This window comes from Collinsella aerofaciens, assembly GCF_015552075.1.
Lineage (GTDB): Bacteria > Actinomycetota > Coriobacteriia > Coriobacteriales > Coriobacteriaceae > Collinsella > Collinsella aerofaciens_Y.
The window spans coordinates 1-21,158 of sequence record NZ_JADNDZ010000056.1 but is presented as its reverse complement, the minus strand read 5'-3'; the positions used below and the strand labels follow the sequence as shown (position 1 = coordinate 21,158).

The window sequence follows — 21,158 nt, the reverse complement described above, 5'->3', positions numbered from 1 at the left end:
GACTTGCAGCGACGGACCTCAGGACACTCTTACACCACGTCTGCGCGCGCGACCAAGTAATATCGTTAAAGAGCCAATTTTATTGGACGTATGGGGAATTACTAGACTCAGTTTTTGGACAGGTGAGGATTCCCGGCGCCCGGAACAGTGCAATTTGCTGCCACTAAATTGGTGACAGTACTCATATTTGGCATTTTTTGACCACGGGGGCTGCCGAGGCCGTGGTTTCGCCCTTTTTGCGCCGAAGCGATACACTGTTGCCGTTTGATTTCTTCGCTCAAGGAGGATGCGCATGCCGTGCACAACGATTTTGGTTGGTAAGAACGCGAGCTACGACGGGTCGACGCTGGTTGCCCGCAATGAGGACTCGTCCAACGGGGTGTTTGAGCCCAAGCGTATGCGCGTGGTGCATCCCGACGAGCAGCCGCGCGTCTACACGAGCGTCCTGAGCCACCTGACCATCGAGCTGCCCGATAGCCCCATGCGTTATACGAGCGTCCCCGATGTTGTTCCGGGCCACGGCATCTGGGCCGAGGCCGGTTTCAACGAGCTCAATGTGGGCATGTCCGCAACTGAGACGCTCACCACCAATGAGCGCGTTCGCGGCGCCGACCCACTCGTGGACTACGTGCCCGCCAAGGGCAACGAGGGTGAGGACGGCTATGTGCCGGCGCAGCCTGGTGGCCTGGGCGAGGAGGACATGGTGACCTTGGTCCTGCCGTACGCTAAGTCCGCCCGCGACGGCGTTCGTATCCTGGGCGACCTGCTCGAGCGCTACGGCACCTACGAGAACAACGGCATCGCCTTTAGCGACGTAGGCGAGATCTGGTGGCTCGAGACCATCGGCGGTCACCACTGGATTGCCAAGCGTGTGCCCGATGACGCCTATGTGACCATGCCCAACCAGCTGGGTATCGACAGCTTTGATCTGGATGACGCCGAGGGCGCCCAGGCCGACCACATGTGCTCTGCCGACCTGCGCGCCTGGATGGCCGAGTGGCATCTGGATTTGACGCTGGGCGTTGAGGGCGACGGTCCGGCTGCGGTCTTTAACCCGCGCGAGGCCTTTGGCTCGCACAGCGACAGCGACCACGTCTACAACACGCCGCGCGCCTGGTACATGCAGCGCTGCCTCAACCCCAGCGACGTGTGGGATGGTCCCGAGGCCGACTACACGCCCGAGAGCGACGATATCCCCTGGAGCCGCGTGCCCGAGCGCAAGGTGACCATCGAGGACATCAAGTACGTACTCTCGAGCCACTACCAGGGCACGGAGTACGACTGCTACGGCAGCAAGGGCACGCCCGCTACGCGTGGTGCCTATCGCCCCATCGGCATCAACCGCAACAGCCAGCTTGCCGTGTTGCAGCTGCGCCCCTATGCGCAGCCGGCCTACCGCGCCGTGCAGTGGATGGCCTTTGGTTCCAACTCGTTTAACGCGCTGGTTCCGCTGTACGCCAACGTCGAGACCATGCCCGAGTACTATGCCGACACGCAGGCTCGCGTGACGTCCGAAAACTTCTACTGGGCCAACCGCCTGATCGGCGCGCTGGCTGACGTCCGCTTCCATGAGTGCGGCCGCGCGGTCGAGGATTATCAGGAGAAGATCGGTGGCATGGGCCACAAGCAGATCCATGACGTCGACGCTGCCGTAGCCGCTCTGCCCGAGGCCGAGGTGTCTGCTGAGCTTGCACGCGCCAACGAGGAGTTTGCCGAGCGTGTTCGCGTAGAGACCGATGCTCTACTGGGCAAGGTGCTCTACACCACGAGCTGCGCCATGAAGAACTCTTTTGCGATGAACGACAACGTGAGGTAAGGGTTTCCCGTCGATCGAATAGCGCTAAAACGCTTTGTCGCTTTCGCTCAATCTTGGGTACAAGAACGCCAATGCAGTTGTTTGTGATTGGAGACAACCATGGTTATGAAACTCGATCAGTTTGTTAACGGCGCCATTAACGTGGGCTTTGGCGCTGCCGCCGTTGCTGTCGAAGGCGGCAAGAAGGTCCTCGACGACCTTAACACCAAGGGCGAGCAGGTCCGCAAGGACACCGCCACCCCCGATATCGCCCGCAGCGTGTCCGACATGTTCGAGCAGGCCGGCGGTACCATCTCCGATCTGACCGAGCGCTTGGGCATGCAGGGCGAGACCGCGGCCCAGCGCGTGCTCGACGAGCTCATCCTTGCCCGCGTCCGCGTTATGACCGCCCCCGAGCGCACGGCCTTCCTGGCCCATGTGCGCGACATCGTCGATTCGGTCGAGGACAACGTGACCTCGGTGCCCGTCGAGTCCGTTGAGCCCGACGATGCGAAGGATACCGAAGAGGCCGAGTAGCAGCGCAGATGGCAGATTCCACCACCGATTACAACAATCTAGATCCCTTGGGTGACGAGGCGGCGGTTGTCGATGAGGTCGACGCCGCCGTCTCGGGCGCTCGCAAGAAGCCGCGCGCTGTCGATATGGTGCCCGAGGAGCCCGACGCGATGGCGCCGGATGAGGAATACCAGCTCACGCCGGCGGGTCGCCGCGAGCGCATCGGGCAGATTGTTCGCCTGGTCAAAAAGTACCGCGTGTGGGATAACCTCACGCCGGTTCGTTTGCGCCGCCTGCTCGAGGAACTCGGCCCCATGTTCGTTAAGATGGGGCAGATTCTGGCCAACCGGTCCGAGATTCTGCCGCAGCGCTTTTGCGACGAGCTGCGTCGTCTGCGCTCCGACGTGGAGCCGGTGCCGTACGAGGTCGTACTCAGCTGTCTGGAAGAAGAATACGGCCTGCGCCTGGGGGAGATGTTCGATGCGATCGACCCCAACCCGCTCGGTAGCGCGTCGCTCGCGCAGGTGCACCGCGCTCGTCTGGTGACGGGCGAGGACGTGGCCGTCAAGGTGCAGCGTCCCGGTGCGCAGCAGGTTATGGCACAGGACATCGATATCATCCGCTCGGTGGTACGCATCGTTTCCAAGTTCGTCAACACCGATCAGTTTGTGGACCTGCACGGCGTAGTCGAGGAGCTGTGGACCTCGTTTCGCGAGGAGACCAACTTTTTGGCCGAGGCAAAAAACCTCAACGACTTCTACGAGTTCCATAAGAGCGTTCATGGCGTGACGTGCCCTAAATCCTATCTGGACCTGTGTACCGAGCACGTGGTGGTTATGGACTACGTCGACGGCATTTCGATCGCCGATCCTGAACGCTTGGTGGCCGAGGGTTATGACTTGGAAAAGATCGGTGCCGCAATCGTCGAGGACTACTCGACGCAGGTGCTCGATGACGGCTTTTTCCATGCCGACCCGCATGCGGGAAACATCATTCTCAAGGACGGCATCGTCTACTTTATCGACTTGGGCATGGTCGGACGTATGTCGAGTCACGATCGCGGTATCGTCAAGGACATGATTTTCGCCGTGGCCGAGGGTGACGTGCCCAAGCTCAAGGATTCGCTCATGCGCTTCGCCGTGACGCGTGGCGACTCGGCTGAGCTCGATCATTCGGCCTTTTTGTCCGATCTTGACTTCATCGTGGCTGACTTTGCGGGCCTTGACCTGAAGGATCTGGATATCGGCGAGTTTTTGACCTCGCTGTTAAACCTCGCGCGTAAGAATGATGTTGAGCTGCCGAGCGTGGTGACGATGTTCGCGCGCGGCATGGTGACGCTCGAGGGTTTGTTGACCGAGTACATGCCCAACGTCAACATGATCCAGATCATCCAAACCCACATTAAAAACGAGAAAAGCACCTATGCGCGCGTGCGCGACATGGGGCGCGATCTTGCCGCGAGCAGCTATCGCGCGGCGAAGGGCTCACTCGAGGCGGCTGAGTACCTGGGGCTGGCTTCGCGCATGCTTACGCGCGGCCAGCTTAAGGTGAACACGCAGATCATGAGCAGCGATAAGGCGCTGCGACAGCTGGGCGGAATTATCGACCGCATGTCGATGGCTATCGTTATCGCCGGCCTGTTTATCGGTTCGTCGGTGGTGTACTACGCACGCATCGAGCCGGTTGTGTTTGGTATCCCGGTCATTGGCTTTATGGGCTACGTGAGCGCGCTGGTGCTGGCGCTTATGCTGGGCCGCAATATCTGGCTCAACAGCCACGGCGGCAAACACTAGAGGCTGCGACCGTCACCGCATTTTCCTATCGCAAACAATAGCTTTTACCTTGGGCTTCGCCTGTGTGCGGGGCCCTTTTGCGTGATACCATTTTGACGGTAATAATCGATGGCCTAGATGGTGGTGCGGAGACGCACGAATGCGCGGTTTTCCTGCGCGTTTGGGAGAATCGGGGTGCAAGTCCCCGGCTGTACCAGTAACCGTAATTCCTCTTGGCTCGGGATGTTCGCGTCGCAGATCGGACGGCGCGCCTGAGCCGTTAAGGTTAAGTCGGATCGCCTCCCATCTTGCATGCGGCTGCGGCGTATGCCGCCGGTGTGCATAGGGCTCTGGAGGGAAGGGAACCCCGATGGGGGAACTCGAGCGCAACATGCGCGATGACGTGGGACAGTCTCAAGGCAATGCTCCAAGTACAGACAATGGGGGACAAATGGATATGTTTGAGGACGAGCGCGAGCGCGCCTCGATGCATCGCCGTGGCGCGATTGCACGCGGTATAGCCAAGCGCGGCCTGGTGGCATTCCTGGCCTTCGCGATGGCCTTTGGCACCACGCCGGCTCAGCTGTGGGCCGAGGGCGCCGAGGGCATTGCCGAGGCTGTGGCTCAGGCTACGACGCCGGGCGAGGACGCAGCGCTTGCGGGCGGTGCCGCTGAGCAGAGCGGCGCCGAGGTTTCGGATTCTGGGAGCGCGCCTGCAGCTAGTGCCGCCGCAACAAAGGCAGCAACTGGCGACGAAGGCTCGGCGACGGGGGAGAGCCCTGCCGCGAGCGAGCAGTCTTCAGCGGCATCCGCTGGCCAAGCAGAATCTGCCGCCGCGGCTGCCGTTCAGACAGAGAACCCGACAGAAACCGGCGATGTCGCCAAGAAGCAAGTCGAGGTCTCGTTCTCGATTATCGGCACCGATGCCGACGGCAAGGCTCAGACGTGGGTGGCACCTACGCAGCTCAAGCTCGACGAGGGCGCGACGGCTGCGGATGCCTTCATTAAGCTGCAGGAGAAGACGGGCTTCAAGGCGGACTACGATCCGAACACGGCATACGGGTTCTACCTCAAAAGCATCACATCCCCGAGCGATGGCCGCACGCTTGCTTTCGATCCGGCGACTTATGCCTACTGGCAGCTGTTCGTCGACGGCGCGTCTTCCTCGGTTGGCGCGAGCAGCGTCAAGCTCACCCAGGGGCAGAAGATTGAGTTTGCCTATACGGCTGGTAGCGCGTCCCCTGTCGTTAAGGACCAGGTTGCCGCAAATGTGACCGTCATTGGTCGCGATGCCCAGGGCAAGACTCAGGCTTGGGTCGATAACGCGCAGTATGTGGTGACGTCCGGCTCGAGCGCACTTGACCTTACGAAGGTCGCGCTCGAGGCAAATGGCATCGACGCCTTTGCTGCGGGCTCCATCATTTTGAGCCTTAAGTACAACGGCGTTGAGCTGGGTACGCCGCTCGATTATTCGACCTATTGGCAGCTGTTCATCAACGGCAAGTCGAGCGACTACACGGCAGACAATGTCACCATTCATGCTGGTGATACCGTTACGTGGTTCTACGGTGGCTGGGGCGACCAGTTGCCGTCCGATTCCGTCCATGCTTCCGTTCAGGTCCTCGGTAAGGACAAGGACGGCAAGCAGCAGGTTTGGGCTTCGACGGGCCAGACGAGTCTCAAGTCAGGCTCTACTGCCAAGGATCTCCTTGAGCAGACCGGCCTTACTCTCGATGCTGGCGAATCGTCTTGGGGCTGGTTCCTCAACGGCATTACTTCGCCGTTCGATGGTAAATCCTATGGCTGGGACGCTGCGACCAAAAGCTATTGGCACTTCTACGTAAATGGCAAGTTCGCCAACGTTGGCGCCGGTGCCTACAAGCTCCAAGAGGGCGATACCGTCACCTTTATGTATGGTGCTGACGCCGATGCCCTCCCCGGTCAGGTTCTTGGGTCCGTCGATGTTATCGGTCCCGATGTCAACGGCAACAATATTCGCTGGGGCTCGGCAAGCAATGTTTCTTTGCCCGAAGGCTCTACGGCCCAGGACCTTATTGAGACGGTTCTGAAGGAGAAGGGCGTTGATTACAACGCCTCCCAGAGCGGTGCATACTGGCTCCTGAATTCCATTACTTCGCCGTTCGATCACAAGCCGTATGTCTGGGATGCTGCGACCAATAAATATTGGCACCTGTATATCAACGGAGAGCCCTCCTTACTCTGCGCCAATCAGATTACGCTCCAGAGCGGCGATAAGGTCACGCTTGCCTATACCACCGATAATTCGCCCATGCCCGATCCCGACAAGATTGTCGTGGATCCGAGCGCGACAACTCCTGATTGGGATGCCGAGTGGGCCGGCTACGGCAACAGTGGCAACGGTTCGACCGTAACGGATGCCAAGACGCCTGCGCAGGCCGCCGGTCTTAAGTGGGCCTTCGATTGGAAGGCCGAGTCTGGTCAGCAGTATGCCAACTGCAGCGAGCCTGTCATCGCTAACGGCTTTGTGTACATTGCGACCGAGAACGAGCTCATTAAGATCGATTCGTCCACGGGCAAAAAGGTTGCCTCTGCGCCGCTTGCCTCCAAGGTAAGCTATACCTCTCGTCCGATCTATACCAATGGCCTTATCATCGTTCCGCTCAACGGCGGTGCGGTCCAGGCGATTACTGCAGACAAGCTGATCTGCAAGTGGCTGACGCCTGGTTTGACGGACTTGACGCAGAGCTCCTGCACCGTCGTTTCGGACGGCGAGTACGTCTATGTAGGCTCGGTCGATATTTCGTATGATGAGAATTACAACGCGACCTACGGCAACGGCTCCCTTAAGCGTATCAAGATTGCCACGGGCGAAGTCTCTTGGCAGAACATCGACCCTGCCGAGGGCTATTACTGGACTGGTGCGGCTTTGACGGATAAGTATGCCATCGTTCCTACGAGCGCGGGCACGCTTAAGTGCATTGATAAGACGACGGGCGATGTCGTTTCGACCATGAAGCTCGGCGCTCTCGCGAACGCCGACTGTGTCGCCGATTCGTTCAATGGTTCGACCTTCTATCAGATGACGCACGATGGAAAGCTCCATGTGATTTCGCTTTCGGCGAAGGGCGTACTGAGCGAGCAGAAGACTGTCGATCTGGGTCTTACTAATAACATGAGCGCACCGGCGGTGGCTGGCGAAAACTTGATTGTCGGCGGACAGACGGCTACTGGCTCTGCTCTGGCTCTCTATAATCTGAAGACCGGTAAGACCACGATGGTCACCGCTGCTGACGGTAAAGAACTTCCGGCCGGATTTAACGGTATTGCTGCTACTCCGCTGGTGAGTGTTCAGGGCGGCAAGACCTATGTGTACTTCACCGTTAACAGCGCGGATAGCAAGGATTACGTCAACTACTCTGCTGGAGGTGGCGTGTATCGCTATACGCTCGGCGATGCAGAGGCGACGCAGATTTATGATGCGGCTGGCCATTACCAGTACTGTGACTCTCCGGTCATTGCCGATGCTTCTGGCAACCTGTACTACATCAATGACTCGGGCGCGCTGTTCAAGCTCGGGGCCGTTGAGTCTTGGACGGTTGCCTTTAATTCCAATGGCGGGTCTGCTTGCGACACTAAGTTTGTTGCTACGGCCGATGGCAAGCTGGTCAAGCCGGCCGATCCGACGCGCGATGGCTACACTTTCGGCGGTTGGTATACCGATGAGGCTTGCACGCAGGCGTATGACTTTAGCACGTCGGTAACGGCCGACCTGACGCTGTATGCCAAGTGGACCAAGAATGCCGTTAACCCTGGCGGTAATGGCGGCGCTGGTTCGAATGGCGGCGGTTCTGGTATCGGTACTGGTTCCGGCACTGGCGCTGGCGCGGGTTCTGGCTCCGGCTCGAAGGGCGGCGCTATTGCCCCGGGCAAGAAGCCGGTGACCAAGACGACGGTGTCGACCAAGAGCGAGACCAAGGACAACAAGTCCAACAAGAAGGACTCCGATAAGTCCGATAAGAAGGACGAGAAGAAGTCTGACAAGAAGGAAAGCAAGTCCGACAAGAAGTCCGATTCCAAGTCCGATACGGGTGCTGCTTCCACGACCACTGCTAAGAAGTCCTCTAGTACTGTCGAGCAGGAGACTGGCACCAACCCGCTCGCCATCGTTGGCATCGCCGCCGGCGTGATTGGCCTTGCGCTCATCGCCGTCTTCGTGTTGACCAAGCGCGGCAAGGGTGACGGTAATGCCCGATAAGCCCAAGGAGACTAACGGGCAACAGCCCGACCCCTCGTTTATCCAGCTCGATGACCCAAAGAAAAAGGGCGCCGCTTCGGCGGCGTCCGCCTCTCGTCGCAAGGCGCTTCTCGGTGTTCTGACTGCCGCGTGCACCATTCTGATCGTCGTCTCGCTGGGTTTCGTCCATCCTTCCACAAGCGGTGTCTGGTCCATCGACTGGATCATTCAGACCGTGACGGGGGAGAGCGTCGTCACCAAGGACACCAAGGCGTCTGGCTCGACTACGACTTCGGGCGAGGCCAGTTCCGAGGGCTCCAAGTCATCGAATGATGCAAAAGACGAGTCCAAGGGTTCGAACGACGCCAAGGACGATTCCGAGTCTTCGGACAAGGAACCGGATAAAAGCTCGGATAGCAAGAAGTCCGATGGTCAGAACGGCAAGAAGTCTGGCGATAAATCCGCTGCCCAAAATACGGGAGCCGGCGATACTTCCAATGTGTCTGGCGGTGCTTCTTCGGGCGGTGGCCAGTCGTCTGATGGAGCCTCATCCTCTAATGGTGGAAACGCCTCCTCGGGCGGCCAGAGCGGCTCGCAGGAGTCCAGCTACATAACAGTGACGGTTTCGGTCACATCGAGCGCTGTGGGCAATCCTGTGTCTTCTGGTGGCACCTTTACCTTTAACGAAGGTGCTACCGTCTACGATGCCCTGTGCGCGCTGGGTCTTTCCGTCAACGCACATGGCTCGTCGTACGGCACGTATGTCTCCGCGATTGGTGGTTTGGCCGAGAAACAGTACGGCGGCACGAGCGGCTGGATGTACTCCGTCAACGGCTCAACGCCCATGACGGCCTGCAGCAACTACGTTCTCTCCAACGGCGACAACGTGGTCTGGTATTACGTTACAGGCTAGAGGCCTCGACATAGCGCGCCAGACGGGCGGTTCGGACCAACATCCGGGCCGCCCGTTTTTCAAGTGAATGGGACTGGGTCGCCGGGTCTTTCGGCAAACAAAAAAACCGGTTGGAATGGGAATTCCAACCGGTTATACATTCAAGCAAATAGCGAATCGACTACGACCGTGCGCCCTCGAGAAAGAAGCGACGGCTGAAGTAGTTGTACCAGGTGACGAGGAACGTGGCGATGGCCTTCATGGCCTGGTAGCCGATGCTCAAAAACGTGACGCCCACAAACATGTATAGGTCGTTGAGGCCCAGACCGATCACCGACAGGATGGTGAAGATCGTGAACTCGCGCTTGCGGCTCATTCCCTCGCGATGGTCGAACACGAACTTCATGCTAAGCCAGTAGTTGACCACGACGGACGTGGTAAACGAGACCGTGGTGCTCATCAAAAAGTCGAGGTGAAACAGCTCGACAAGCGCAATGAGCATACCCCAGTCGATGCCAAAGGAGATAAGACCCACGACAGCGAACTTGAGGAACTGCTTGGTATGAGGTTGTGCCAGTGCCTTGCGCACGTAATCACATCCAATGCGTTGATGAATCGAGCAGAGGATACTTTAGAGCTTTTGCAAGGGAAACGTAAGGTCTTTGCCAAGAACTATACGAACTCGCCAAATTTTCAAGAGCTAATCCGCAAACGTTGAAAATTTGCCCGTAAACGAGCAAAGCCCACGAACAACACAGCGCTCGACGTGCGTCATCCGTGGGCATCGTAAAGCTGCAAGGTTGCGAGTTACTTGGTCTCGTCGCCTTCCAGGAAGATCTTTCGGGTCACAAAGTTGTAGACCATGACAAGCGCGGTGGCGCAGATCTTGGCGATATTGGCCTCGAGTCCCAGGCCGGCGTTGAGTGTCAACACGATACCGTCGTTGAGTGCCAGGCCGATCACGGACAGCACGACAAAGATAATGAACTCGCGGCGGCGGCTCATGCCCTCCTTGTGCGCAAACACGTACTTCATGCTGGCGAGGTAGTTAAAGATGAGTGAGATGATAAAGCCGCTGGTGTTGGCAATCAGGATGTTGAGGCCCAGACCGTAGTGGAGCAGATTCATAATGCCAAAGTCGATAACCGTGGCAATGACACCGACAACGCCAAATTTCATGATCTGCGCAAGGAGCTTTTGCATGGTACCTGCCTTAAGCTGGCGCCGAAGCGCCGCGGGGATGACAAACTTAGCAAGTTTAGCCAATCCCCGGGGGTGGTGCTAGGCGCGCTCCTCGATAGCACCGTTTCTATATGCATCGAGCAACTGGCGCAGGTCCTGGATCTGGCTGCGGATCTTGGCGCCAGTATCGGTGTCGCTCACCATGCGGCGACGGTCTGCTTGGTCAAAACGGTTGGTCTCGCTTTCGATGTCCACGTTGCGCGTGAGTGCCTCGGCAACCGTCGTAAAGGCCCGGTGCGACTTGAGGCGGCAGCCGCGCGAGCTCGAGATGAGCGTATAGCCGGCGATACCCGTCTTGGGATGGTAAGCGCGGCAGAAGCCGCCATCGATAACCAGCAGCTTGCCCTCGGCGCGGATGGGCTGCTCGCCCTTGGTGGTCTTGACGGGTGTATGGCCGTTGATGATGTGGCCGGTCGGCGAGCATGCCATGGGCGCGACGCCAAACTCGCGCATGATGTCATCGCAGACCGAGGGCGACTTGGTAAGCGTAAAGTACGGGTCCATCGGCTCGACCCAGGTGCTCTTATCGGCGATATAGGCGCGCTCAAAGGTACGCACCAGGCGTCCGCTGGCGGGTGAATTGAAGCCAATCCACAGGTACCACATCCAGTCGAGGGCATCGCGGTCGCCCACGCGCCAGGCGCGGCGGGCGATGTGGTCGCAAAAATCGAGATAATCGCGGCCAGCGTGCCAGGTGCCCAGACAGTTCATGCTGCTAAAGGTGCCGTCTTCGTTGAGCGGAACGCAGCCGTGGAAGAGCAGGTTGCCGTTGGTGACCTTGTACATCGAGCCGTGGGAATAGAGGAAATCGATATGGCGATGCAGGTGATCGGCGGTGACAAACTCGGACACGAGCTTGTCGATGATGTGCTGCTCCTGGGGCGTGAGCGTATAGGGGTCCGCCGGGTCGACGGTGGGGAAGTCGCTGGTCGTGAGCGGCCACACGCTGCCATCGGCGAGCGTGACCGTGCCGGTGTCGTGATCGATCTTGTCGAGTAACAGACGGTCGGTCATATCGAACTCGGGGTGGCGCTGGATAATCTGGCCCTCGAGCTTAAAGAGCAGCACGTTGATGGCCTTGATCAGCGGGGTGATGGACTCACCGGCGGTGTAGGTGGCATCGGCAAAGGCGACAAGCTCGCGCAGCGAGATGCCGTAGTCGTTCTCGAGGATCTCGTAGTTGTCGTAGCGTAGGTTGTTGCGCAGCACCGTGGCGATGCAGGCAGGTTCACCGGCCGCAGCGCCCATCCACAGCAGGTCGTGGTTGCCCCACTGGATGTCGAGTGAATGGTAGGTGAGCAGGCGGTCCATAATCTTGGCCGCGCCGCCGCCGCGGTCGAAGATGTCGCCCACCAGGTGCAGGTGGTCGACGGCCAGGCGCTTGATAAGCGAGGCGAGCGACTCGATAAAATCGTCGGCGCTTGCGGTCTCCAGGATGGACTCCACGATGCGCTCGTGATAGCGCACGCGATAGTTGTTCTCGTCCGGGTGCGTGTGCAACAACTCGTCGATGATATAGGCGTAGTCGCGCGGGATGGCCTTACGCACCTTGGAGCGCGTGTAGCGGCTTGAAAGCGAACGCGCGACCATGATGAGCTGGTCAAGCATCGTCTTGTACCAGGTGGGCGAGTCCTCGCGCCGGCTGCGGACCAGGTCGATCTTCTCGCGCGGATAGTAGATGAGCGTGCACAGCTCGCCCTTCTCGTCAAAGGAGAGCGTGTCGCCGAAGATCTCGTCGACATGCTCGCGCACGACGCCCGAGCAGTTGTTGAGGATGTGCATAAAGGCTTCGTACTCGCCGTGCACGTCGCTCATAAAATGCTCGGTGCCTTTGGGTAGGTTGAGGATGGCCGAGAGGTTGATAATTTCGGTAAATGCGGATTGTTCGGTGGGGAACTGTCTCGACAGCAGGCGCAGATACTTAAAGTCTTGCGGATTGCGATCGAATGCGACCATGAAACACCTTCCGATATGGTTGATAAAACTGATAAACAGCGTCAAACGTTTATCAGTATGCGCCGCTTTTGTTTCGATTTTGCGCCAGCGGCTGAATTGTCGGCTGAACGGTTTGGTAAATCGATTTAGTGAAGGTAGATATGGCGGTTGGGTGGAGACGATAGAGGGTGTTTTCTCAGATATTTATGCGTGGGGTCGGTGGAAACGATGGTGGTAAAGATGTTCGCTATTTTTGGTTCGATTTGGTAAATAGTGGACATATGTACCGTATGTAGGCTCACTGTGCGATAATTTGCGCAGCAATGAGTAAGGAGCCTCATATGAGTGATTTTGTCCTGACCTGTGAATCCGCCGCCGATCGAACTCGGGAGTTCTTTGAATCGCGCAATATCCCTGTCGTGTGTTTTCATTACGAGATCGACGATGTTGTCTATACGGACGATCTGTATCAGTCGATTACGCCGGACGAGTTTTTTGCCCAGATTGCCGCAGGCGCCATGCCCAAGACGTCTCAGGTGAGCGTGGGTGAGTACGAGGAGTTTTGGGAGCCGCTTGTTGCCGAGGGTAAAGACGTGCTGCACCTGACGTTGTCGTCGGGTATTTCGGGTACGTATGGCTCGGCTTGCGTTGCGGCGCAGATGCTCGCGGATCGCTATCCCCAGGGCGGCAAGGTGCGCGTCATCGATTCGCTGGCGGCGTCTTCGGGCTTTGGCCTGCTGGCGGAATGTGCCGCCGACGTGCGCGATAGCGGGGCTTCACTCGACGAGACGGCTGCCTGGATCGAGGAGCACAAGCTCAAACTGCACCACTGGTTCTTCTCGACCGATCTGTCGAGCTACCTGCGCGGCGGTCGCATTTCGGCTGCGAGCGCGATCATCGGCACGGCGCTTAAGATTTGCCCGCTTATGACAGTCGATTGCGAAGGTGGGCTGTCGCCACGTGAGAAGATTCGCACTAAGAAGCGCGCGATTTCCGAGATGGCTAAGACCATGATGGCACACGTGCAGGACGGTGCGGATTATTCGGGTAAGTGCGTCATGTCGCACTCGGCGTGCCGCGAGGATGCCGAGGCAGTTGCGGCGCTGATCGAGGAACAGATTCCGCAGCTTAAAGGCAAGATTGAGATCAATAACATCGGTACTCTGATTGGCTCGCATACTGGACCTGGTACGGTGGCGCTCTTCTTTATGGGCGACAAGCGCGTGAATTAGTTTGCCCCATCACATCGCTGCATGATTGCTCAAACGAAAACGGCCCGCCTCACGTTTGTGGGGCGGGCCTTGCTGTTGGGGTTAGCGTTTCTTTCCGCGGAAGAAGAAGCCGTGCAGTGACGGCTTGAGGCCGCGGTTGGCGCGATGCTCCTCGACGCGCTCGTGGATCGAAGCGACGCGCTCGATGACTTCGTCGGGAATCGGCACGTCGGGATTCATGTTCTCGACTTGGCTGACCTCGGCGGCGGAGACCTGGTCGATAATGGGCACATCGTCGTGCGAGATGACAGGTGTGGCGTCTTCCTTCATCTTGCGATAACGCTGCATCATGTCGGTCTGCAGCTGCTGGGCCGAAGGCGGCGTCCAGATGATGGCGTTGGCGCCGGCGGCGATGGTTTCACGGATGCTCTCGGGCGTCTTGCCGCCCGGCGCGATGAGCGGCAGGTTGGGATAGTGCTTGCGCAGCTCGCGTAGGACCTGGGGCGTGTTCTTGCCGGCGGCGATGTTGAAAATCTTGGCTCCAGCGCGCACCTTGGCGTGGGCATCGTCGTCGCAGCGAACGACCGTAGCGATGACGGGGATGTCGGCGATGTTGGTGATGTGCTCGACCATCTCGGCGGTGGCGGGGGAGTTGACCACACAGCCCGCCGCGCCCTGCATCTCGGAGACGGCTGCCATCTGAACGGAGCGCTTGCCGGTGGTGGTGCCACCGCCCACGCCTACGAAGACCGGGCACTCGGCGACGGTCAGCAGCGCCTGCGTAATGGCGGGCTGCGGCGTGAAGGGGTAAACGGCAAAGACGGCATCGGCGTTGGAGTTGCGGATGACCGCGACGTCGGTGGTGTAGATGAGCGATTTGATACGACGGCCGAAGAGCGTGAAGCCGCTGGCCTCCTCAATCTCGTCAGGCATGCGAAGGGCCGCCTTGCGCAGGCGCCCGTCGATGGGCAGCGGCTCCATGGGAAGCAGTCCGTTGGGGGTCACGGCTACCTGGGGCTCGGTGAACTCGTCTGCGAGCTCGACCTCGGAGAAATCGACCGAGGCGACGATGTCCTCGTGAACCTCGGCGGGCACATCGATGGGGGCTTGGTCGTTTGCCGCGGCAGGCGTGTCGAAGGAGCTGGTGCCGACGAAGGCGTCGACGCGCTCATTTAGATCGTTGAGGGTATCCATGGAAGCTCGATTCTATGTGATGACGGCCGGCGCGATGCAGCCGGAATTGCGAATGCTAAATCGTTTGACGAGTTGATTTTTCCCCGCCGCGCCATCCGTTAGACCGAAGGGCCGGCGAACGTGAAGGAGCTGTGGTGGCGGGTATTGAGGTGCTATCTTGAATGTCCCGTTTAAAAGAGAGGTGACGCGGTATGGAATTGACAGCAATGTTTAGCTCGATTGGCCTGTGCGTGGGCGCAATCGTTGCCGCCGCGGTCATCTACTTTGTGGTCACGGCCATTAAGGGCAAAAGGGCCGAACGCAAGGAGCGCGCGACGCTTAAACAGCATCGCGACCAGCAGAGCAAACGCGCACGGAGATAGCTTGTTGAGTTTTGGATCCGTGCGCTAGCTGCGTTTTCGGATCAGGGCAATGTAGAAGCCCTCAAAGTCGCGGCTAGGCGGAATGGTGAGCGTGCCGGGCAGGCCGTTGGCGATGGCCGATACCTGACCCGCGGCAATGGCCTCGGTCAGGGCGTTGGACTCGATGCGCGGCTCCTCACCAGCTTCCTGGGCGCGGCGTGCCTCACTTTCGCTTGGCGTGCCGTCGAGGGGGATGAGCTCGCAGTCCATATGCTTGTCGAGGGCCTCTTGCAGGGCGTCCTCGTTTTCCTGCGGCAAGATCGAACAAGTCGAATAGACGAGCGTGCCGCCCGGTTTGAGGGCTCCCATGGCGCGGTCCAGAAGCGCACGCTGCGAGCGGGCACACTTGCTCAGCAACTGCTCGGTCAGGCCGCGCAGGCTTTTCTCGTTGCCGCTGATTACGGTGCCCGTGCCGGTGCAGGGAGCGTCGAGCAGGATGCGGTCAAAGCGGAAGAACTCGTCGAGCTCGCGTGCGTCGATGCGCATGACGGGCACGTTTTTTGCGCCTTGGCGGTGGAGGTTGGCTTCGAGCTTCTCGGCGCGGGGAATGCTCATCTCGCAGGCGGTAAGGTGCGCCTGCCCCTGCGTGAGGGCGGCGATCTGCGTCGTCTTGCCGCCAGGGGCTGCGCACATGTCCAGGATGTCCTCGCCTGCCTGGGCGCCCAGGACCAACGGCGGCATCATAGACGACAGACTTTGCAAGTAGATCTTGCCGTCGCGGTAGATGTCGAGGTCCCATAGGTCGGAAACCTGTGCTTCGGGCAGGATGAAGGCGTCTGGGTACCAGGTGACGGGGTTGTGAGCGATGCCGGCGGCATCGAGCGCCGCAGCGATGTCCTCGGCGGTTGCCTTGAGCGTGTTTGCGCGCAGCGTGACCGGGCGTGTGGCCGCGGCGCCGAAGCCCTCGATCATGAGCTCGGCATCGGCGGGCGCATAGGCGCCGGCGACCGTGTCGACCATAAAGCGCGGCAGGTCGGCGGCGGAGTGTTGGGCGGCAAGCTGGTCGGAAAGCTCGGTAGCAGCAAACTGCCTGAGCTTGAGCTCGGCCTTGACCTGCTTTTTCTGCTTACGACGACGCGGCTTGGACATCCGTCTTTCCTTCCCATTCCGTTACATGTCGAGTGTTTAGTACTGGCTCTCGTGCTTGCTAAAGAAGTCGAAGCGCGGGGGCAGCGGCTTCACGCGGTGCTCGCCGGGCTTCTCGCCCAGGATCTCCACGAACTCGTCCGTGGAGGCAAAGATGTTATCCCAGCTAAAGAAAGCGACCGGGTCGACGTCGAAGTACTCGCAGATGAGCTCGCAGCCGGCCGGCACAATACCGTGCATCAGGACGGTCGCCACGCGCAGCTCGGTAAAGGCGTCGACAAGGGCCTGCGTCATCGCGGCATTGGCCGGCTCGCCCTCGAGCTTGTTGGCGGCCTTGGAGGCGTCGCTCCAGCGCTTGTTGGCGGCGCGCAGGTAGTCGTCGCACACGGCAAGCGCGCGGTGCGTCTCGAACTTGTACATGGCCTGCTCAAAGGCGAGGGCTGCCTGCTGGGCGGCTTCGACCACGGTGTCAGAAGCGGCACCGGCGGGGATGCAGCCGTTGCGGTAGGGGCTCTCGTCGCCTTCCTTGACGGCGACGCCGTAGAAGCAGCTGCGGGCCAGACGGTTGAACACGCCGGTCAAAAGGGCGCTCTCCTTAAGGGCCGGGTCGATAACGCGCTTGTCGTCGCAGGCGCGTACCTCGTTGCCGTCCTTGTCCTTGCCGGTCACACGCGTGTCGTATGCCTTGGGGCTAAAGCTCACCGGCTTTTCGGATAGGCCGAGCGACAGCCAGTGCGCGCGCATCTGCTCGCAGGTGTAGTGGTTGAGCAGGTCGTCTGCCGGCGGGGGAGGCGTCTGCGAGGACGAGCTGGCCTTTTTGCCCATGTAGAGCAGGTGGTAGCAGGCGCTGACGGTGCTCTGCGTGAGGTCCCAGCCCAGGGCCTCCCACATGGCGGTCTGCGCGATGCAGTAGAAATAGATGTTGTCCTGACCGATGAACTGGTAAATCTGAGCGTCGTCAGAGCACCACCAGTCGCGCCAGTCGAGCGAGCTGTGCTGGTAGGTGGGTGCGGGCACCTGCGTGGAGTCGGCGGCGGGCTCGCCCATGAGGGCGGCATCCTGGGCGGCGACGCCCTCGGTCACGCCGGCGGCCTTGGCATCGCGCGCGAGCACGGTACGCGTATAGCTGATGGGCGCCCACAGGCTCTCGGGCCAGCACCAGCAGGTGACGTCGGAGACGCCATCGACCTCGGGCACCGGAACGCCCCAGTCGATGTTGCCGGTGATGCGGAAGGGCACGAGCGCCTTGCCGCTGCGGAAGCGCACGCCACCGTTGGCGAGCACTGCGTGGGCATCGTCGCGCTCCTTCCAGCTGGGGAAGGTGACGGTAAAGCTGCTCTTGTTGCCCTCGGGCTCCAGCACGGTGTGCTCAGGAAGCTGATCCTCGACGGCATCGAAGGCCTCGCGGAACTTGTTCTGGATGTAGAGCTGGGCCGGCAGCAGCCACTCCTCCATAGTCTTGGAGACCACGGAGCGAACCTGCGGGTTCTGGGCGAGCTTGGCGGTATAGGTCTTCATAAAGTCGAGGTAGGCTGGCAGGTCGAAGTAGAGGTTGTCTACCGGGCGCAGCTCGGGTACCTCGCCAGTGAGCTGGCTCTTGGGCGCGATGAGCTCCTCGGGCTCAAACTGGTGACCCAGATCGCACTCGTCGGCATAAGCCTTCTCGGACTTGCAGCCCTGGATGGGGCAGCGGCCGATCACCTGGCGGCCGTTGAGGAACGTACCGGCCTTGGCGTCGTAGAACTGCAACGTGGAGCGCTTTGAGATGGTGCCCTGCTCGTGCAGGCGCTTGATAATCTCGGCGGTCACCTCGTTGTGAATCTGCGCAGCCGGCTCAAGGCCCGAGCCGCCGTAGATGTCGCAGCTGATGTTGTAGTTGTTGAGGGTCGCGGCCTGGCGGGAGTGATTGGACTCGACATACTCGCTAATGGACTTGTCGTAGCCCTCGTTCTCCTTGAGCTTGCGGTAGCTCTCCATGATGGGCGAGCCATAGCAGTCGGTGCCCGAGGTGAAGATGACGTTCTCGCGGCCCAGGCGGTCGCGCAGGAAGCGGGCGAAGAAGTCGGCAGGGACAAAGACGCCGCCAACGTGGCCAAAGTGAAGGCCCTTGTTGCCGTAGGGCTCGCCGGCGGTAACGATGGCGCGGCGAGGCCAGCTGGGACGGTCGTTCATGGAGTATTTGGATGCCATGGGACTCCTTCGCATATGGTGAGGGCGCGGCCGGGCGCGGGGCTCGGCGGCGCGGTGGTCAATTCGTGCATATCGTTCGACATTATCGCACATGCGGGCGGGTGCGTGGCAGGGGCGCTATCCTAAGATGCTATGAATGAGATTTCCAACATACATGCGTTTGAGGACGAGGATTTTCTGCACGCTTGCTTCGTGTGGGGGATGGTCGTAGTCGGCGTGTTTGCCGTGTGCCTGGTGCCGGTGTTTATGCTGCTGGGCGGGCCTGCAGACTTGGATGCGGCTGACGCGGGCGGCTGGATGGCTGTCGTGGGCTGGATAGTCGGCTTGGCTGCGGTTTCGGCGGCGTCATTTGCCGTGCACGAGCTGGTGCACTCGGTGTTCTTTAAGCTGTTCGCGCCCGCCGGTGCTCGGGTGACCTTTGGGGCAAATCTCGAAACCTGCATGATTTACGCCTGCGCCGAGGGCGTTGTGTATTCGCGCCGGCGGTACATGGCGGTTTGCCTGGCGCCGACGGTTGCCTTGACGACGGCGTTTGCCCTGGGGTTTGCGTTCTCGGGCTATCCGCTGCTGTGCTACCTGGCGGCCGGCTTGCATTTGTCGGGTTGCGTGGGCGATTGGTATTACGTGCGGACCATTCTGCGCGACCGTCGCATTGTCGCTTGCGAGGACACGTCCTTTGGCGTGCGCTTTTTCGCAAGGTAGTCTTTTTGGGATGATTTTTCTGGGACGGGGATTAAAAAATCATTGCGGGGGAGGAGATGTTGATGAAGCCGTTGCTGCTGCATGCTTGCTGCGCGCCGTGCTCGCTGGAGCCGGTTCGCCTGCTGCGCGAGGAAGGGTTTGAGCCCACGATTTGCTGGACCAACCCCAATATTCAACCGCGCGATGAATGGCAGCGCCGCTTGGACGAGCTGCGCCGGTGGTGTACCGATGGCGACATCGAGCTTATCGAGGCGGGGGAGGACCGCGATCGCTGGGAGACCGGCGTGGCACCGCTGGGTACCGATCGGCCCCGTCGCTGTCGTGCGTGCTATGCCTTGCGCTTGGCCGAGGCGTGCCGCATGGCCCAGGAGCGCGGGTTCGAATATGTGGGCACGACGCTCGCCGTCTCGCCGTATCAGCTGTTCGAGACCTGCAATGATGTGCTGGAACGCTTGGCAGCGGTACATGGGCTCACCCCGGTCATTCGCGATTTTCGCCCGTATTATTCCGAGGCCACGCGTCGTTCGCGCGAGCTGGGCATGTATCGGCAGAATTACTGTGGTTGCCGCTTCTCGGCTGTCGAGGCGGCCATGGACCGCGCCCGCATTCGCGACGAGCGCAAGGCTGCCAAAAAGTAGTTCATTTGGGACGTCAGCCTGCTAGGATGTAGAGCGGACTTTAGCTATATAAGGAGTATCCGACGTGTCTATGCGTACCGATGATTTTGACTATAACCTTCCTGAGGAACTGATTGCCCAGGCGCCTGCCGAGCCGCGCGACTCCTGCCGCCTGCTGGTGGTGGATCGCAAGGGCTCCCAGGCGGGAACGCCGTTGGAGCACGGCGGTACCGTTGAGCACCGCATCTTCCGCGACATCATCGACTATATCGAGCCGGGCGACGTGCTCGTCATCAACAAGACGCGCGTGATGCCGGCCCGTCTTATCGGTCGCAAGGCGGGCTCGGGTGGCGTGGTCGAGACACTGCTGCTCAAGCGCCGCGAGGATGTTGACCCGCTGGGTCACGTTTGGGAGTGTCTGGTCAAGCCGGGCAAGCGCCTGAAGCCCGGTGCTCATATTGAGTATCGCGCCGGTGGCGCCCATGCGCCCGAGGGGGCTCCCGTGGTGCTGACGGCCGAGGTTGTCGACTTTGTCACCGATAGCCGCGGCGGCCGCCTGGTGCGTTTTGAGCCGGCCGGCTGCAATGCCGCCGGCGAGCCGCGCACGCTCGACGAGGCTATTCACGCCGCCGGTCACGTGCCGCTGCCGCCCTACATTACCGATTACGAGGGCGATCCCGAGAAGTACCAGACCGTCTACGCCATGAAGGAGGAGCACTCGGCTGCCGCTCCCACGGCGGGTCTGCACTTTACGCCCGAGCTCATGGCCGCTATCGAGGCCAAGGGTGCCAAGTTTGCCGCCGTCGAGCTCGAGGTGGGTATCGATACCTTCCGTCTGGTGGAGGAGGACGACCCCACGCAGCACGTGATGCACACCGAGCGCTACCACGTGTCGCAGGAGGTTGTCGATGCCGTGCACAAGGCCAAGGCCGAGGGTCATCGTGTGATCGCCGTCGGCACCACCGCGGTGCGCTCGCTCGAGAGCGCGTTTGACGCGGACGCGCCGGTGTCCGATCCGGCCGTGACGGCGCGCTATTTTGAAGGCCGCGAGGACGGGGCCGATACGCTTGGCCGCGGTGACATCGTGGTGCGCGAGAACGCCACGACGCAGCTTTACCTCATGCCCGGCTCGACCTATCACGTGGTCGACGCGCTGATCACGAACTTCCACGTGCCGCGCTCCACGCTCATGATGCTCGTAAGCGCGCTTGCCACCCGCGACCAGATCATGGATGCCTACGCCGCTGCCATCGAAGAACGTTATCGCTTCTTCAGCTTTGGCGACGCGATGCTCATTCAGTAGGTTACGGCGTTTTCCAAACGCCGTAACCGGCCGACGCTGCAAACGCCCCTAAGCGGCAATCTGACGTTCAATCGTCGGGCATGACC

General features: G+C 60.2%; 16 protein-coding genes. 10 read left to right on the top strand and 6 right to left on the bottom strand.

Annotation, left to right across the window (positions count from 1 at the left end; translation table 11 throughout):
- The first annotated feature begins 292 nt into the window (after nt 1-292).
- The 5 genes from I2D41_RS04080 (at nt 293) to I2D41_RS04060 (ending at nt 9,212) form a co-directional block, all read left to right on the top strand.
- The gene (locus tag I2D41_RS04080; RefSeq protein ID WP_195363636.1) at nt 293-1,816 is read left to right on the top strand and encodes a C69 family dipeptidase; all 1,524 of its coding nucleotides are present in this window, start codon (nt 293-295) and stop codon (nt 1,814-1,816) included.
- A 99-nt stretch (nt 1,817-1,915) separates the two neighbouring features.
- Entirely contained in the window at nt 1,916-2,332 is a 417-nt protein-coding gene (locus tag I2D41_RS04075; protein ID WP_195363635.1) for a hypothetical protein, read from the top strand.
- Nucleotides 2,333-2,340: 8 nt separating this feature from the next.
- A complete protein-coding gene (locus I2D41_RS04070; protein WP_117639742.1) occupies nt 2,341-4,104 on the top strand; it encodes an ABC1 kinase family protein in 1,764 nt (587 codons plus the stop codon).
- A gap of 430 nt (nt 4,105-4,534) precedes the next feature.
- Nucleotides 4,535-8,320 (top strand): DUF4430 domain-containing protein, encoded by a 3,786-nt coding sequence (locus I2D41_RS04065; protein ID WP_195363634.1) that lies wholly within the window; start codon nt 4,535-4,537, stop codon nt 8,318-8,320.
- The gene (locus I2D41_RS04060; RefSeq protein WP_195363633.1) at nt 8,310-9,212 is read left to right on the top strand and encodes a DUF4430 domain-containing protein; all 903 of its coding nucleotides are present in this window, start codon (nt 8,310-8,312) and stop codon (nt 9,210-9,212) included. Before I2D41_RS04065 ends, I2D41_RS04060 begins: the two co-directional genes overlap by 11 nt.
- A 160-nt stretch (nt 9,213-9,372) precedes the next feature.
- Here the strand turns inward: I2D41_RS04060 and I2D41_RS04055 are convergent, their stop codons facing one another.
- The 3 genes from I2D41_RS04055 to I2D41_RS04045 all read right to left on the bottom strand — a co-directional run bounded on the left by I2D41_RS04055 (nt 9,373) and on the right by I2D41_RS04045 (nt 12,389).
- Nucleotides 9,373-9,780, bottom strand: a complete 408-nt coding sequence (locus I2D41_RS04055) for a GtrA family protein (RefSeq protein WP_195363632.1) — start codon at nt 9,778-9,780, stop codon at nt 9,373-9,375.
- A gap of 218 nt (nt 9,781-9,998) precedes the next feature.
- Nucleotides 9,999-10,394 (bottom strand): GtrA family protein, encoded by a 396-nt coding sequence (locus I2D41_RS04050; RefSeq protein ID WP_006235398.1) that lies wholly within the window; start codon nt 10,392-10,394, stop codon nt 9,999-10,001.
- 78 nt (nt 10,395-10,472) lie between these two features.
- A complete protein-coding gene (locus I2D41_RS04045) occupies nt 10,473-12,389 on the bottom strand; it encodes a fructose-1,6-bisphosphatase (protein WP_195363631.1) in 1,917 nt (638 codons plus the stop codon).
- Between the two features lie 320 nt (nt 12,390-12,709).
- On the opposite strand from I2D41_RS04045, the gene I2D41_RS04040 reads away from it, so the two are divergent.
- Nucleotides 12,710-13,600, top strand: coding sequence for a DegV family protein (locus I2D41_RS04040; protein WP_195363630.1), 891 nt, complete (start codon nt 12,710-12,712; stop codon nt 13,598-13,600).
- A gap of 81 nt (nt 13,601-13,681) precedes the next feature.
- On the opposite strand, the gene I2D41_RS04035 is transcribed toward I2D41_RS04040, so the two are convergent.
- Nucleotides 13,682-14,773 carry a beta/alpha barrel domain-containing protein gene (locus I2D41_RS04035; protein WP_195363629.1) on the bottom strand — a complete coding sequence of 364 codons (1,092 nt, stop codon included), beginning with the start codon at nt 14,771-14,773 and terminating at the stop codon, nt 13,682-13,684.
- A 191-nt stretch (nt 14,774-14,964) separates the two neighbouring features.
- Here I2D41_RS04035 and I2D41_RS04030 point away from each other — a divergent pair, with 191 nt between their 5' ends.
- Nucleotides 14,965-15,135 carry a hypothetical protein gene (locus I2D41_RS04030; protein WP_158558677.1) on the top strand — a complete coding sequence of 57 codons (171 nt, stop codon included), beginning with the start codon at nt 14,965-14,967 and terminating at the stop codon, nt 15,133-15,135.
- A gap of 24 nt (nt 15,136-15,159) precedes the next feature.
- Here the strand turns inward: I2D41_RS04030 and I2D41_RS04025 are convergent, their stop codons facing one another.
- Nucleotides 15,160-16,263: an RsmB/NOP family class I SAM-dependent RNA methyltransferase gene (locus I2D41_RS04025; RefSeq protein WP_195363628.1), complete on the bottom strand. Its 1,104-nt coding sequence runs from the start codon at nt 16,261-16,263 to the stop codon at nt 15,160-15,162.
- 36 nt (nt 16,264-16,299) lie between these two features.
- Nucleotides 16,300-18,450: a methionine--tRNA ligase gene (locus I2D41_RS04020; RefSeq protein WP_195363627.1), complete on the bottom strand. Its 2,151-nt coding sequence runs from the start codon at nt 18,448-18,450 to the stop codon at nt 16,300-16,302.
- Nucleotides 18,451-18,582: 132 nt separating this feature from the next.
- Between I2D41_RS04020 and I2D41_RS04015 the strand changes: the two genes are divergently transcribed.
- The 3 genes from I2D41_RS04015 to queA all read left to right on the top strand — a co-directional run bounded on the left by I2D41_RS04015 (nt 18,583) and on the right by queA (nt 21,072).
- A complete protein-coding gene (locus tag I2D41_RS04015; protein WP_195363626.1) occupies nt 18,583-19,152 on the top strand; it encodes a DUF3267 domain-containing protein in 570 nt (189 codons plus the stop codon).
- A gap of 62 nt (nt 19,153-19,214) precedes the next feature.
- The gene (locus I2D41_RS04010) at nt 19,215-19,790 is read left to right on the top strand and encodes an epoxyqueuosine reductase QueH (RefSeq protein ID WP_195363625.1); all 576 of its coding nucleotides are present in this window, start codon (nt 19,215-19,217) and stop codon (nt 19,788-19,790) included.
- A 70-nt stretch (nt 19,791-19,860) separates the two neighbouring features.
- Nucleotides 19,861-21,072, top strand: coding sequence for a tRNA preQ1(34) S-adenosylmethionine ribosyltransferase-isomerase QueA (queA, locus tag I2D41_RS04005; protein WP_195363637.1), 1,212 nt, complete (start codon nt 19,861-19,863; stop codon nt 21,070-21,072).
- Nucleotides 21,073-21,158 lie beyond the last annotated feature (86 nt).